This window comes from Segatella maculosa OT 289, from assembly GCF_000243015.1.
GTDB classification, from domain to species: Bacteria; Bacteroidota; Bacteroidia; order Bacteroidales; family Bacteroidaceae; genus Prevotella; species Prevotella maculosa.
Genome location: NZ_JH594507.1, coordinates 71,620 through 87,415, shown reverse-complemented (window position 1 = coordinate 87,415; position 15,796 = coordinate 71,620). Strand labels below are relative to the sequence as shown.

Here is a 15,796-nt window from a genome sequence, read left to right as displayed (position 1 = left end):
TCGACAACTTTAAGTATAGGTCCTCAAGGAGTCTAAGTATAACTCCTCAACACCTTTAAGTATAAGTCCTCTTTACCTTCCCGTACACCGGACATTCAGGGCATTAAGGCAGTAGCTTCCGAACATCAAAGGAGCCGCTACGGAGCCTCCCGATGTGTCATGCTATCACGCAGAGGAAAGAAAAACATCGTTTTGCTTTGCCGTTCCGAGCGTTTACCGTATCTTTGCAATGAAATACAAAACCGAAAAAGATGAATCTTAAAATCAGACTATCCGTGATGAACTTCCTTGAGTTTGCTGTCTGGGGAGCTTACCTCACCTGTATGGGTATTTACTTGGGAAACATGGGCATGGGCCAACACATCGGAGCGTTCTTCGCCATGCAAGGTATCGTCTCTATTTTCATGCCCGCCATCATGGGTATCATTGCCGACCGGTGGATTCCGGCACAACGTCTGTTGGGTTTCTGCCATTTATTCGCGGGTCTATTCATGTTTGGTGCAGCTTGGTATGGCCAGCGAACAGGCGCAGGGGCTGAGTTCGGCATTCTGTTCCTGCTCTATTCATTGAGCGTTGCTTTCTATATGCCAACACTGGCTTTGAGTAACTCCGTAGCTTATTCGGCACTCAGTCAGGCAGGCATGGACACCGTGAAAGACTTTCCGCCTATCCGTGTCTTCGGAACGATAGGGTTCATCTGCACCATGTGGTTCGTCGATATCATGGGGTATAAGAGCAATCATATGCAATTCGTTGTGAGCAGTGTCTTGAGTCTGCTGCTATTTCTTTATACTTTCAGCCTGCCCAACTGCAAAACCAATGGCAAGGGAAAGAAAACCAATCTTGCCGATGCCTTTGGTTTAAAAGCCTTTGCACTGTTCAAGCAAAAGAAGATGGCCATCTTCTTCATCTTCTCGATGTTGCTCGGCGTCAGTCTGCAAATCACCAACGGCTTTGCCACCCCGTTCATCGAAAGTTTCAAAGACATACCCGAATATGCAGACACGCTCGGCGTGAAATATCCTGTCATTCTCTACTCTATTTCGCAAATCAGCGAGACACTTTGCATCTTGATGATACCATTCTTCATGAAGCGTTACGGCATCAAGAACGTCATGCTCATTGCGATGTTTGCTTGGGTGATGCGTTTCGTACTGCTTGGAACGGGTAATCCCGGTAGCGGTGTGTGGATGTTTATCGCTTCGATGGTTATTTATGGCGTAGCCTTCGACTTTTTCAATATCTCTGGTTCACTCTTCGTCGACCAATCTACAGACCCTGCAATCCGATCAAGTGCACAGGGCCTGTTCATGCTGATGACAAACGGTATCGGAGCAACGGTAGGAGCGTTTGCCGCACAGGCTGTTGTCACCAGTCATACCGTAGGGCAGACGACAAACTGGGCTGCTTGCTGGTTCACCTTTGCTGGCTATGCGCTCCTTGTGGGCGTAAGTTTCGCGCTGATGTTCCGACCCGGCACTAAACAACAGAAGAATTATGATTAAAACAAGACTGAAATTCTATAACGTTTCAGAGATTGTCGGTGGCATGGACATCGGGCTTCTCGTGCTGACCGATGAAGCCATGACACGCCAACTCTCTATCACTTGCGACAAGAATATGGTCAAAGCGTTCAGTCTTCGCATGAATCACGCGCCGGGAGTAGAAAGATTGCTTCCTGAAGCATTGGGAAGACTGCTGAGACAAGAGGGACATCACTTTGAAATCCACATTCATAGCATTGTAGACGGTATCTATAAAACCCTACTGATAGATACAGATACACTTGAAACCGTTGATATCCGCGTCAGCGATGCCGTGCTCTTTGCGCAGACAAACGACTTCCCTATCTATATCGAAGAGGAGTTAATGAGCAACCAAAGCACGCCTTTCGATGCCGAACAACCCAACAGACTATCGCTTCCCATCAATGCTTTGAGCAACAAGATGCTAAAGATGGCCCTCGAAAAAAGCATCAATATCGAGGATTACAAAATGGCTGAGTATCTGAATGAAGAACTAAAACGGCGTAAAAACAAAACGGAATGAAAGAGGAGAGATATTTCTATGTGCCCAATGCCGACCGAAACAACGAACTCCCGCCGGAAGAAACGACCCACGCATTGCGTGTGCTTCGATTGCAAAACGGCGACGATATGTTCCTGATGGACGGTCGGGGGAACTTCTATCACGCCGAAGTCAGCTTGGCAACCCATAAGAAATGCCTCTATCATATCAAGGAAACGCTGCCACAAGAGAAGACTTGGCGGGGCCATATTCACCTTGCCATCGCGCCTACCAAGCACATAGACCGTATGGAATGGCTGGCCGAGAAAGCCACAGAAGTGGGCTTTGACGAGATAACTTTCCTGCATTGTGCATTTTCCGAACGTAAGGCGCTGCGTACAGACCGCATAGAAAAGATTGTCATATCGGCTGCCAAGCAAAGCCGAAAACCTTGGATTCCCGTGGTCAATGAACTCGAAAGCTTCAAAACCTTCATTCAACAACCACGCGAAGGACGCAAGTTCATCGCCCATTGCTATGAAGAAATCGAAAAGAAAGACTTTTTCGATGACCTTATGAACGGCCCTAATGAGAGGATAACAGTGCTCGTTGGGCCCGAAGGCGACTTTTCCATTGATGAAGTCAAGTTTGCCATGGCGCAAGGTTATGAGAGTGTCTCACTCGGACGAAGTCGTCTGCGCACAGAAACAGCTGGTTTGATAGCTGTCACCATGGCACAAATATCCCTAAGATGATGAAAAAACTAAGTTATATATTTGTCGGTTTCATGCTATTCTATATGGCTTCATGTTCCGACAACACCTATCTAAACGCCATTCCCGCTGAAAGTACGGCACTCATTTCGATAGATCCGGTCAAGATGAGCGGTATCAACAACGTGGCGGTGCTCAAAACGCTGCTCCATGTCACCAATATGGACAAGAGCGGCATTGATGCCAGCCACAAGATATTCCTTTTTACCGCGCCCGATGGTAACTTAGGACTATGTGCCAAGGTGAAAGATGCCGACGACCTCAACGAGACTTTCAAGCAACTTTCAGGCAAAGGCCTGTCCACTGCACCCATCAAGCGACGTGGTTTCCGTTTTGCTGTATTGAAAGACGTGTGGGTAGCCGGTTGGAACGAGCAAGCCATTCTCGTGATGGGGCCTGTCACGCCCGATGCCCAAGCTGCCCTTCAACAGCAAATCTCCCAATATCTGAAACAAGACGAGGCAGACGGGGTTACAAATAGCAGGCTTTATGCCAAGCTCGACTCCATAGATGCGCCCATGGCCATGGTGGCACAAGCCGCAGCCTTGCCCGAACAGTTTGTCGTGCCTTTCACTTTGGGAGCCCCGAAAGATGCAGATGCCTCGCAAGTGATGGTTGCTGCAGAGATAACCACAAAGAAACAACTGATGCAGGTCAATGGAACAACCTTCTCTTTCAACAAACGCATAAACAAGGCACTGCAAGATGCTCGCCAAGTGTTCCGTCCGATAAGCGGAAAATACATCGCGTGCTACCCCAAAGACGCCGTGCTTGGCATATTCATGAACGTTGACGGCCGTCAATTCCTGCCCATCATGCAAGCCAACAAGAGTTTGCAAGCCCTGCTCACAGGCATCAACACGGCCATCGACATGGACAATATCCTGCGAAGTGTGCATGGTGAGCTGGTGATTGCCACGCTTTCCGATGCCACCGACAGGCTTTCCATGGGCATGACTGCCGAACTAATCCATAAAAGATGGACGAAAGACGTTGCCTATTGGAAGGAAAGTTGTCCCAAAGGCGGTAGAATAGAGGATTGGGGGCCGGACATTTGGCATTATACAAGCGACAAAACAAATTTCTATTTCGGTGTAACGGCTAACCTTCAGTTCTTCTGTAGCAGCAAACAAGACGAGGAAAGCACGATGCTTATGCCCGTGAAAGACCCTTTGTCCACCGAAGTTGCCGACTTAATCAAAGGGAAAAAACTGGCATTAGTGGTCAACCTCCGAGCCATGCAAGGCGAAAAAGCGGGGGCCGTGATGCAAATGTTGCGTCCGATATTCGGCAACATCGACACGATTGTCTATACATTAAAATAACGAAATTGGAAACCATAACATTCAATTCGGTCGTTCCGCAGGTCTTTTCTTCCACAGTTCAGCAACTCAAATCGGAGATTTGGAACACGGAAGTCACTTTCCGGAAAGGCCAGCTCTATCTTATTGAGGCCGATTCAGGTAAAGGTAAAAGCACCTTTTGCAGCTATGTCGTTGGTTATCGCCGTGATTACAGTGGAACCGTGCTGTTCGACGCAAACGATACGATGCACTATAAAGTCAAAGATTGGATAGACGTGCGCCGACAGCACGTCAGTTACCTCTTTCAGGAGCTTCGGCTCTTTCCCGAACTCACGGCTTTGGAAAACGTAGAAATCAAAAACAAGCTCACAGGCTTCAAAAGTCGCAAGCAAATCATCGAATGGTTCGACAGGTTGGGCATTGCCGATAAGCTTCAATCCAAGGTCGGTCGCATGTCTTTCGGCCAACAACAGCGCGTAGCCATGCTGCGTGCGCTCGTGCAACCCTTCGATTTTATCCTTGCCGACGAGCCCATCAGCCACCTTGACGACACCAACTCGGCTGCCATGGCTGACATTATGCTGGCCGAAGCCAAGGCCCAAGGGGCCGGAGTCATCGTGACCAGCATCGGAAAACACATGAAACTTGAATACGAAAAGACTTTGAAACTATGACTTTGGTTTGGAAATTACTACGCCAACACATCAGTATTCCGCAGTTTGCAGGCTTCTTTTTTGCCAATCTCTTCGGCATGTTGATTGTCCTTTTGGGCTTTCAGTTCTACCAAGATGTCGTTCCCATGTTCACCGCCGAAGACAGTTTCATGAAGAACGACTTCCTTATCGTCAACAAAAAGATAGGAACTGCGAGCACTATCAGCGGCCGCAGCAACACGTTTTCCAATGCCGAGATCGACGATTTCGGCTGTCAACCGTTCGTAGGTCGTATCGGTTGGTTCACAGCAACAGCCTATAAGGCCGACGCCAACATGAGCGTGAACGGGACAAGCGTGCTGAACAATGGTGAAATCAACTTCGAAAGCATTCCCGATGTCTTTGTCGATGCGAAGAAAAGTAACTGGAAATACCGGCCCGGCGACACTACAGTACCAATCATTTTGCCGCGTATCTACTTGACAATGTACAACTTCGGGTTCGCACAAAGCCATTCGTTGCCGAAGATAAGCGAGGGACTTGTGGGCATGATCGACTTTCGTATATTCGTTCATGGGCACAACAAGGAAGGCCGTTTCAACGGGAAAGTCATCGGATTTTCCAACCGTTTGAGTTCAATTCTCGTTCCCCAGGCCTTCATGGATTGGAGCAATGCGACCTATTCTCAAGGAGAAACGCACGAACCCACACGCCTTATCATGCAAATAAATAACCCCGGCGACAGGCGATTCACCACATATCTCGACCGAAAAGGATATGAAATAGAGAACGACAAGCTGAATGCTGAGAAGACAACCTACTTTCTTCGCATGATGATAACAATGGTGATGCTTGTCGGTTTGGTCATTTCTGCGTTGAGTTTCTACATGCTTATGCTGAGCATCTACCTGCTCGTGCAGAAAAATTCGGGCAAACTTGAAAATCTGCTACTCATCGGTTATAAGCCCACAGAGGTGGCCCGGCCCTATCAACTGCTGACCATCGGCCTCAACTTTGCCGTTTTTCTCATGGCACTTACAATCCTTTTCTTTGTCCGCCAAGTCTACATGGACATCATAGAAGCCCTCTTTCCCGACATCGAAGACGGCTCGATGCTCCCTGCCTTGGCCGTAGGTGTCGCCTTGTTTTTCCTTGTCAGCCTCTCTAATCTTGCCATCATCCGAAACAAGATTGTGAGGATTTGGAAACGAAAAGAATAAGCCTCCGAAGCCAAGTGGCTATCACACTTTGCAATCTCACCCATTTTGCACGCTAATCTCAGTCATATTACCGTGCAAAATGGGTGAGATTGCGCAGTGATATGGGTGAGCTTGGAACGCAAGATGTAAGTAGTTGATTTTCAATGTGCATGCGCTTGGTTCTCAAACCGGTCTGGTGGGCGTGCAAGTGCCTTGGTTCTTGTATGTGTATATTATGCTTTGAGCGGACGCACAGACCGTGCGGTCCCACAAACTTATAGCGTTTTCCTGACAAACGCAGGCGGAGTACGCGAGGAATGTAGGGACGCATAGTTCGTGCGTCCGCTCGAACAGCCATATACCTGTATTCACCTTTCAAAGCCATTCAAAAGCAATGGATTGACTACTTCCGCCAAATTGATAGTTGATAGGATTGAAATGGCGGTACAGGCTCCTTGCTCTTGGGCACTAAAATGAACTGAAATAACGGGCAGAAAACTTGCGGAATAGCAAAACGATGACTATATTTGCAAAAGAAACATCATCAAACAAATCCTTACGGAACAGACATGAGACACGAAAACTGGCGAATAAGCGTGACAGGAAAAGCGAAACTAACGAGTGTTTTGCTGATGATGCTGTTACTGAGCGTGTCGGTAAGCTGCTGTAAACAGCGGGAGAAGCCTTCAGTCTCGGGCAACAAGGCCGATACAATCGTAACAGAAAAGAAAGATTTGCTGCAATTATATGATAAGCAAATCAGAGCCTATTATGAAGAACTTTCAGACGTGGGTATGGATGGTATTGAGGTCATGCCATGTAAAAGTCAAGTTGAATATACAGACATCGCCATTGAACTCATCTATGAAGCGCTGAAGAGAACGGGCTTCAGAACGGTTGACAACGAGACTGCCCGAAAAGCAATCCTGAAATACTACGGTGTAGACATTTCTCAAAACAACACAACCTTAGCAGAACAAGGTTTTCTTACTTATATCTTTAAGAATGGAAACCCTACCGAACGAAAAAGGCAAAACATTGCAATGAATTCTGCTTTCTATGAGAAACCAAGCTATTTCTGGAATAAAATCATTTATGTTCCAAATTATAATTACATTTTTCCCCACCCTACTATTAATGAAGTTGTAGATATTAAAGGACTACCCGATATCTTCGAAGAAGACTATGATGTGAGATTGTTTAAGACGGGAAAGCTCTATTATGACCTAAGTCGCAAAGAATCATATTATGAAAATGAATTTATTTTTCATGATAACAAGAAAGCATTTGCATGGCTGAAAAACCATGAATGGGGATTTCTTACCAACCTATTACAAAAATATGGCTATGACAAAAATGAGGAGATTAATAGGTTGCTGCTTAACTGGATGATAATGGAATATGCCACTGTGGCGAAATCACACATCCTTAATGAGACCTTCGCTATCAAGAAAAAGACAAAATGGCCACATGTAGAAATCAGAGAAGGACTGCTGAAAAGTATTCTGAAGCTACCTGCAAAAACAGAAAACATCAAAATAAGTTCACTCATGAATACCTATATCAAATACATGATGAATGAGGACGGAGAAGATATACCAGATTGGGCAACAGAATTTAATAAGGAAGAACGCTATAAAGTTGCAGCATACTTGTGTTATTATCAATATAGATTTTGCAAAAAGTTTGGCGTAGAAGAGACAGAACTTCTTGGACAAGCTCTCTATAATGACACAGCATTCAGAGACTATATAGCTGATGAAAACTATTTCAATCTGCAAGGATTTCAAGAACTCTGCAATAAAGTTTATGAAGAAGTTGATATCAGTGAGAAACTCAAAAAAGCTTATCATGAATAAAAAGACATCACTCTTACTTGCCTTTCTGTTCTTAATATTAGCATTAGGACACAGCCAAACAGCAGTGAAGAGGCAGGATCATTATAGTTTGGCGATAGCAGCGATAAAAACAAACAAGCTTTCGGAACTTGACGCACAGCTCAAACACATCAGCAATCTCGACTCTCTGATAGAGAGGGGTGAGGATATATCGTACACCTTGCTTGGCTATGCATGTCTTTACAATAACAAAGCGGCCATACAAAAGCTCATTGCACGAAAGGCCAGTATCAACGATGCCTATTCTGATGAGATTTATATCTACGATGCACTCAACATGGCTATCGACAAAGGGGATTATGCCTTGGCAAAATATTTCATCTCTTTGGGTGCAAAAGTAAACCAGCCCTACGACGAAGAGGGACTGTGCCCACTGGCCTTAAGCTGCATGCAGAATAATTATCCCATAGCCAACCTGCTACTGAACCACGGGGCTAAAGCTGACGGAGTTGGTGATCTTGGTGGAAATTACATCACCTATCCGCTCATCATTGCCGTGGAAAAACGAAACAAAGCCATCGTGCAACTGCTGCTGAAACATGGTGCTAAAAAGAATGTGAAAGATTCGGAAGGTTTCACACCACTTTCATTGGCACGAAAATTAGGATATACAGAAATCATAAGACTCCTGGAAAACAAAAACAAATAAAAGGCAGAAATCGTCTAAAACAAAAGAACATAAGGTGCAAAAACAGTATTTTCCATTCGCATTTTGAACGAGAGAAGAATAAAAAGGAATTTATTTCAACATTTATTAAAATTTTAACACTGAATTCAAACAACATTGGTAAAATTTAACTAAATTTGCATCATCAAAGTATTAACTGGGTTTATCCCCTCAAATTATTCATTAATCTTCAGTTAAAAGCCATGCAAAAAAGATTGCATTTTTTACTAGTTTTGCTGTTGTTCTTCACGACATCACTGATGGCACAAGTTACAACATCGAGCATTAATGGCAAAGTTGTCGCTGCAGGTGAGCACGTCATCGGAGCCACAGTCACTGCCGTTCACACGCCATCAGGGACGACTTACACCGCCGTTACCAATACCGACGGTCGCTATACCATTCAAGGTATGCGCGTAGGCGGCCCTTACAAGGTGACCATCTCCTACATCGGCTTCAAGGATGAGACGCGTTCTAACCTCTATCTTACATTGGGTGAGCCAACAGTCATCAATACCGATTTGAAAGAAGATGCCAAAATGCTGGGCGAAGTCACCGTGACAGGCATCGCAGGTAAAGGCGGTATGGGTGCTGCATCAAACTTCTCGCAGAAGCAGATTGACAATACACCGACCATCAACCGCAATGTATACGACGTAGCTAAGCTGTCACCGCTCGTGAACACATCTAAGTTGGGAGGCATTTCCATAGCGGGCTCTAACAACCGCTACAATTCTTTCCAGATAGATGGTATGGTTAGCAACGATGTGTTCGGACTTGCCAGCTCAGGAACCAATGGAGGACAAACCGGAACCAATCCTATTGCAATGGATGCCATAGAACAAATCCAAGTTGTTGCATCACCTTTTGATGTAAGGCAGGGCGGTTTTACAGGCGGAGGCATCAATGCCATTACGAAATCAGGTACCAATACGTTCCATGCTTCAGCTTATACCTACTACACCGACGAGAATCTTTATTCGAAATGGAGTCAGGTGCTGGACAAAGAAGCTAAACTTGGCAAGCAATCCACCAAGACCTATGGTGCTTCTTTGTCAGGTGCATTTGTGAAAGACAAGGTATTCTTCTTTACGAACATAGAATTGAAGAAGAACACCTATCCAACCTCTATCTATCCGGGCTATATTCCCGAGTACATCACAGACGCTGACGCCAAATTGATTGCAGATACCTATTATAGATATACGAAAATAAGAGACAGCTATGGAGCGAGAGACATCGATTCACGCTCAATATCGGCCTTGTCGCGCTTGGATTGGAACATTGACAACAATAACAAGTTCACTTTCCGCTATCAATTGAACAGTTCATACAAGGACGTTTATGGTGTAAACTCCAAGACTTATACGTTCAATAACAGCGGTTACCGAATGAACAACCGCACGAACTCTTTTGTAGCAGAGTTGAATTCAAGGCTCAACGATGTTCTTTTCAACGAAGCTCGCATAGGTGCATCTTTCATTCGCGACCATCGTGGGGTCAAATATGCTGGACCCAATGTCACAATCGAGGGTCTTGGACACAAAGGCGGCATGAAGGCTTATATCGGAACTGACTTTTCTTCGGGTGCAAACCACCTCTATCAAGACATTTATACCATAGAGGATAACCTGAACTGGTCGCTGGGTAACCACAATATCACCTTTGGAACGCACAATGAATTCTACAATATGCAGAATTTGTTCATTCAAGCTAACACCGGTGCCTACTATTATAAGACGCTTGCCGACTTCGTTAACGACAGAGCTTGGAAGTATACATATAACTATTCCGATGTAGCTTTGACAGGAAAGACTGACTGGGCCGGCACAGTAGAGGCTGCTCAATTCGCATTCTATGTTCAAGATAAATGGGATCTCAATAATAATCTGAATCTCACCTATGGTTTACGTCTTGATATCCCGACCGGATTGAATTCTCCGACCTCTAATCCTGAATTCAACAGAAGTGCTTATGCCATTGAAAACGACGTTCGGGTAGGCGAAATTCCATCAACGAAGTTCATGTGGTCTCCCCGCGTTGGCTTCCGTTGGTACACAAATGACAGCCATAACATGTTGCTTCGTGGCGGTGTCGGCCTTTTCACGGGTAGAGTTCCTTTCGTTTGGCTGTCAAATGCATGGAACAATACCGGTATGGAGATGAAAGGTACCACGCTACGGACGGCAGGTCACATTCCCTCCTTGCAACACTATGGCACAAACGCCTATGGTGCAGCGATGTCAGCACCACCGGGTAGCGCATCAAAACCAACCATCAATACCATCAGTAAGAAGTTCAAATATCCGCAAGTGCTTCGTGCAAACTTGGCTATGGAGACCATTCTGCCCGGCGATATCAAGATGACACTTGAAGGACTCTATTCAAAGACGCTCAATAATGTTTGGTTTGACAACCTTGCACTGAAAGCTGACGGCACTTCTTATGCTGTTGATGCAACCACTCCGGCCTCGGCAACCCGCCATTTCAAGACAAATGCAGGAGATTATTACGCTATCATCAACCTAAGAAACACCAATAAGGGCTACAGTTATAGTGCAAGTGCCAAGCTCGAAAAGAGTTTTGCATGGGGTCTTGACCTGATGGCAAGCTATACATTCGGGCATTCTTATTCTGTAAATGATGGAACTTCGTCTGTTGCATACTCCAATTGGAAATACAATTACTGTGTAGATCCTACCGACAGAAACGAATTGGCAAAGTCAATGTTTGACGTTCCTCACCGCGTTTTGGCCGTAGCTTCCTACACATCTCCGAAATATTGCAATGGTCGTTTCGCCACAAACGTCTCCATTACCTACAATGGTAACTCGGGACAGCACTATAGTTTGACCATGGATGAGAAGGCCGACTTCAATGGAGACTCGCAATTTGGCAACACTCTGCTTTATATTCCGACCGAAGCTGAGCTTGCTAAGATGAAATTTGCTACAGAAGCCGACCGAAAAGCCTTTGGAGAATGGATCAACAGACATGACTTTGCAAAAAACAATAGAGGGAAATATTCAAAGCGGAACGCTGCAACGGCACCTTGGGAAAACCGCTTTGACGTTCATTTTGCCCAAAGTTTCTTCTATTTGAAAGAACGTGGCAGCAAGATTGAATTGACTTTCGATATCGAAAACTTTGCAAATCTGCTGAACCACAACTGGGGAACCAGTTATGAACTCGCATATAACGAGACTATTCTCAAAGTTACGAAAATGACTGCAAGCGGAACAAACTACGTTCCGACCTATACTTATCTCGGCTATGGCCCAAGAAAGAGTGACATCTTCAGCCGTTGGCACATGCAGATAGGTTTACGTGCGACGTTCTAAAGCCCGAATAACACGTTGATTCACATATAAAAAAAGGTAATCTCTGCGAAGATTACCTTTTTTTTATTAACTTTGCCCACCAAACGAACACCATACGATTATGATCATAGATTTCAATGACATTGAAGAAACAAGGATCAAGGGCTTCAAAGGCGGGCAAGGAGAACTCCTGACCCGCAACTATGCCGACGAAAAAGTGAGGATAATGAAAAGCATTTTGAGGCCAGGAGCAAGCAGCGGACCACACACGCATGAGGGAAATTGCGAAATAATGTATATCCTCAAAGGCGAACTCACCTATCATTACGACGGAAAAACGGAAGTGGCACGGGCCGGACAAGTACACTATTGCCCCACGACACACCGTCATTATTTCGAGAATCTCACTGCCGAAGACGTTGAATACTTGGCCATTGTTCCCGAACATCACTAAATATCCACCCACATGAGCATTGTCATTGGAATAGACGTAGGCATCAGTACGACTAAAATTGTAGGCATTGATGAGCAGGGTATCGTCATGAGTCCGTTCAGAATAAAGGCAACCGACCCCATTACTTCTCTCTACGGAGCCTTTGGAAAGTATCTTCATGACAACAAAATCAAACTCGAAGAGGTCGAACAAATCATGTTGACGGGTGTAGGAGCAGCCTATATCGACGAAAACATCTATGGTAGACCCACCGGAAAAGCGCAGGAATTCATTGCCGACGGCTTGGGAGCACGCTATGAAAGTAACCTCGATCGAATGATTGTCGTCAGTATGGGCACAGGAACAAGCCTCGTGAAATGCGACGGAAGCGACATCAGACACATCGGCGGCATCGGTATTGGTGGTGGAACACTTCAAGGCCTCAGCCGTATCATGCTAAAAACCGACGACATCAGGCAAGTAGCAACCTTGGCCATGGATGGCGATATCTCGAAGATTAATCTGCTTATCGGTGACATCAGCGCCAAACCTCTTCCGGGTTTGCCCATGACGGCAACTGCCAGCCTGTTCAGTAACGCCAAAACCAATGCCACGCGCGAGGATATCGCCATCGGACTCATTTATATGGTGCTTCAGGCTGTGGGGTCTGCAACTATCCTCAGCAGTTTGGAAAGCGGAATCAAAGACTTTGTCCTCATTGGGAACCTCACCCTGTTGCCCCAATGCAAGGAGGTTTATCCCGCTATGGAGAAACTTTACGGCGTACATTTCCGCATTCCGAAGTACAGCGAGTTCTGTACAGCCATCGGAGCAGCCCTTTCCTATATTCAAAAACGATAGGAAACGGCCTACATTCCCGTTCATAAAACAAGATAATGACAAAGAAATTCATTCTCTCCCTACTCTTACTTGTAACTTCATTCCTATCACTTTCAGCCCAACCCAAACGCGAAGTGAGGGCCGTTTGGCTTACAACTATCGGCGGACTTGACTGGCCTCACAACTATGCCCGGCAGGGTTTGGCCATCGAAAAGCAGCAACAAGAGCTCCGAACCATACTCGACAAGCTGCAAAAAGCAGGCGTAAATACGGTGCTACTTCAGGCACGTATACGCGGAACCGTCATCTATCCATCGGACAAAGAGCCTTGGGATGGTTGCCTAAGTGGGCTTCCCGGAACCGCTCCGGGCTATGATGCGCTCGGCTTTGCCATCGAAGAATGCCACAAAAGAGGCATGGAACTGCATGCATGGGTGGTCACTATTCCTGTCGGAAAATGGAATGGTTTGGGCTGCAAACGGCTCAGACAACGCTTTCCCCACCTGATTGTAAAGATCGGAGAAGACGGATATATGAACCCCGAAAAGCCACAAACGGCCGATTATCTGGCTGAAATCTGCCGGGAAATTACCGAACGTTACGACATTGACGGCATTCATTTGGACTACATTCGCTATCCCGAAACGTGGAAAATCAAGGTCAGTTCCGACCAAGGACGGGCCAACATCACGAGCATTGTCGCCAAAATCCACGACGCGGTCAAGCCCGTCAAGCCTTGGATAAAGATGAGTTGCTCGCCCATTGGAAAGGCCGACGACCTCACACGTTATTGGAGTCACGGCTGGAATGCGCGTAAAACGGTACTGCAAGACGCCCAACAATGGCTCAAAGACGGCCTGATGGACGCCCTTTTCCCCATGATGTATTTCAAAGATAACAATTTCTATCCGTTTGCTATCGATTGGAAAGAGCAGTCCGAGGGCAAGATTGTCGTGCCGGGGCTGGGCATTTACTTCATGTCGCCACGCGAAAAGAACTGGGATTTGGGCGATATTACACGCGAAATGCATGTTGCGCGCCAATACGGTATGGGACATGCCTACTTTCGCAGCCGGTTTTTCACCGATAATCTCAAGGGCATCTATGACATCGCAGCTGAAGATATCGACAAAAATCCAGCTTTGGTGCCGGCCATGACATGGGCCGAAACCGACAAACCGCAGGCCCCTACCCTTTTGTCTGCACAGAACGGCAGGCTCGAATGGCTGACCCGGCAAGGCCTCACCTATAATATATACAGCAGCAAGACATGGCCTGTCGACATATCCCGGTCGGAAAACCTGATGCTTTCACGTCAGGAAATCGGCAATCTGGCGATTCCCGACGATGATTCGCGCTATTATGCCGTCACAGCCATGGACAGATTTGGCAATGAAAGCAGTCCTACACAAAGCCAAAACAAAGAGAAATCCGCCGAAAGCAAACTCATTCCTAACGATGGAACGCAGGCCCGACTGCCCGAATGGGCGCTCCGGAACGACGGCATCATCATGCTGGCTGGCATAACGGGCAATCTTCTCCGAAAACTGCAGCAGAAAGGAGACTCCGTCGACATCAAATCCGTTCCCAATGGCTTCTATCAGCTGCGCAGCCTCAACCGAACAGGTATCAGCCACTGCTTAGGCTACCTTATGATAAAAAGATTTTAGCCGAAAGATTTGGTTAATCTGCAAAAACAACCTATCTTTGCAATAACAGAGCTACAGCTCATTATAAACACAAAGAGGAAAGCTATCGGGGGTTGTTCCGGTTCGATCGGGATACTCATCAAATAATATCGAAAACCGAGAAAGCTTCTCTTGTCAATGGCGGGCCACATAAACTTCGACGAAGCCAAGCTTTCGGGCCGGTGGATTACAAAGACGGAGAGCGCTCAACTATTGAAATGCTCGGAGTTTCATCACATCATCGGGCAACCCCTTTCTTCTTTTTCATCAATAAAAAACAAGAAACAACCTCATGTTTAGTGGTATTGTAGAAGAAATGGCTACACTTGTAGCCATCCGGAAAGAGAAAGAAAACATCGACTTTACGCTGAAATGCTCGTTTACCGACGAACTTCAAATCGACCAAAGCATCGCCCACAACGGCGTTTGCCTTACGGTTGTGAGCCTTGATGGCGACACCTACACGGTAACGGCAATGAAAGAAACGCTCGATCGCTCCAATCTTGGCCTGCTGAAAGCGGGAGATTGCGTCAACATCGAGCGTTCGATGCTGATGAACGGCCGCTTGGACGGCCACATTGTTCAAGGGCATGTGGACCGCACAGCCACGTGTATTGCCATGCGAGATGCTGGTGGAAGTACCTATTTCACGTTTGAATACCCCTTCGATAAGGCCATGGTCAAGAAGGGATACTTCACGGTTGACAAGGGATCGGTGACCGTTAACGGGGTTTCACTGACCGTTTGTGAACCGACGGACAACACGTTTACCGTTGCAATTATCCCTTACACGCGTGCCAATACCAACTTCCGCGACATACAACCGGGCAGCATTGTCAACCTCGAATTCGACATTCTCGGGAAGTATATCGCGCGGTTGCAGCAGCTATAAGGCCTCTTCAAGTCCCTCAAAAGGCAGAAATGGAGAGCCCACCCCTAACCCCTCCCAAAGGAGGGGAATGCGAACTTGCGGGCAAAACAGAGGAGATGAGGAGCCCACCCCTAACCCCTCCC

General features: G+C 46.4%; 13 protein-coding genes. All 13 read left to right on the top strand.

The annotated features are described in order from the left end of the window. Window positions 1-251 precede the first annotated feature (251 nt). Window positions 252-1,505 (top strand): MFS transporter, encoded by a 1,254-nt coding sequence (locus HMPREF9944_RS09785; RefSeq protein ID WP_008566072.1) that lies wholly within the window; start codon window positions 252-254, stop codon window positions 1,503-1,505. After that, window positions 1,498-2,049: a bifunctional nuclease domain-containing protein gene (locus tag HMPREF9944_RS09780; protein WP_008566071.1), complete on the top strand. Its 552-nt coding sequence runs from the start codon at window positions 1,498-1,500 to the stop codon at window positions 2,047-2,049. The genes HMPREF9944_RS09785 and HMPREF9944_RS09780 overlap by 8 nt, the downstream gene beginning before the upstream one ends. Then, entirely contained in the window at window positions 2,046-2,762 is a 717-nt protein-coding gene (locus tag HMPREF9944_RS09775) for a 16S rRNA (uracil(1498)-N(3))-methyltransferase (RefSeq protein WP_008566070.1), read from the top strand. The genes HMPREF9944_RS09780 and HMPREF9944_RS09775 overlap by 4 nt, the downstream gene beginning before the upstream one ends. Then, window positions 2,759-4,105 (top strand): DUF4836 family protein, encoded by a 1,347-nt coding sequence (locus HMPREF9944_RS09770; RefSeq protein WP_008566069.1) that lies wholly within the window; start codon window positions 2,759-2,761, stop codon window positions 4,103-4,105. Before HMPREF9944_RS09775 ends, HMPREF9944_RS09770 begins: the two co-directional genes overlap by 4 nt. A 5-nt stretch (window positions 4,106-4,110) precedes the next feature. Beyond that, a complete protein-coding gene (locus HMPREF9944_RS09765) occupies window positions 4,111-4,758 on the top strand; it encodes an ATP-binding cassette domain-containing protein (RefSeq protein WP_008566068.1) in 648 nt (215 codons plus the stop codon). Beyond that, complete coding sequence (locus tag HMPREF9944_RS09760) at window positions 4,755-5,957, top strand: hypothetical protein (protein WP_008566067.1); 1,203 nt, start codon at window positions 4,755-4,757, stop codon at window positions 5,955-5,957. Before HMPREF9944_RS09765 ends, HMPREF9944_RS09760 begins: the two co-directional genes overlap by 4 nt. A gap of 548 nt (window positions 5,958-6,505) precedes the next feature. Next, window positions 6,506-7,795, top strand: a complete 1,290-nt coding sequence (locus tag HMPREF9944_RS09755) for a hypothetical protein (protein WP_008566066.1) — start codon at window positions 6,506-6,508, stop codon at window positions 7,793-7,795. Further along, window positions 7,788-8,483 (top strand): ankyrin repeat domain-containing protein, encoded by a 696-nt coding sequence (locus HMPREF9944_RS09750; RefSeq protein WP_244861149.1) that lies wholly within the window; start codon window positions 7,788-7,790, stop codon window positions 8,481-8,483. The genes HMPREF9944_RS09755 and HMPREF9944_RS09750 overlap by 8 nt, the downstream gene beginning before the upstream one ends. Window positions 8,484-8,704: 221 nt before the next feature. Then, entirely contained in the window at window positions 8,705-11,842 is a 3,138-nt protein-coding gene (locus HMPREF9944_RS09745) for a TonB-dependent receptor (protein ID WP_044113623.1), read from the top strand. Window positions 11,843-11,942: 100 nt separating this feature from the next. Next, window positions 11,943-12,275: a cupin domain-containing protein gene (locus HMPREF9944_RS09740; RefSeq protein WP_008566063.1), complete on the top strand. Its 333-nt coding sequence runs from the start codon at window positions 11,943-11,945 to the stop codon at window positions 12,273-12,275. Between the two features lie 12 nt (window positions 12,276-12,287). Then, entirely contained in the window at window positions 12,288-13,115 is an 828-nt protein-coding gene (coaW, locus tag HMPREF9944_RS09735; RefSeq protein ID WP_008566062.1) for a type II pantothenate kinase, read from the top strand. A gap of 35 nt (window positions 13,116-13,150) precedes the next feature. Continuing rightward, complete coding sequence (locus HMPREF9944_RS09730) at window positions 13,151-14,764, top strand: glycoside hydrolase family 10 protein (RefSeq protein WP_008566060.1); 1,614 nt, start codon at window positions 13,151-13,153, stop codon at window positions 14,762-14,764. Between the two features lie 310 nt (window positions 14,765-15,074). Further along, window positions 15,075-15,674: a riboflavin synthase gene (locus HMPREF9944_RS09725; protein WP_008566059.1), complete on the top strand. Its 600-nt coding sequence runs from the start codon at window positions 15,075-15,077 to the stop codon at window positions 15,672-15,674. Window positions 15,675-15,796 lie beyond the last annotated feature (122 nt).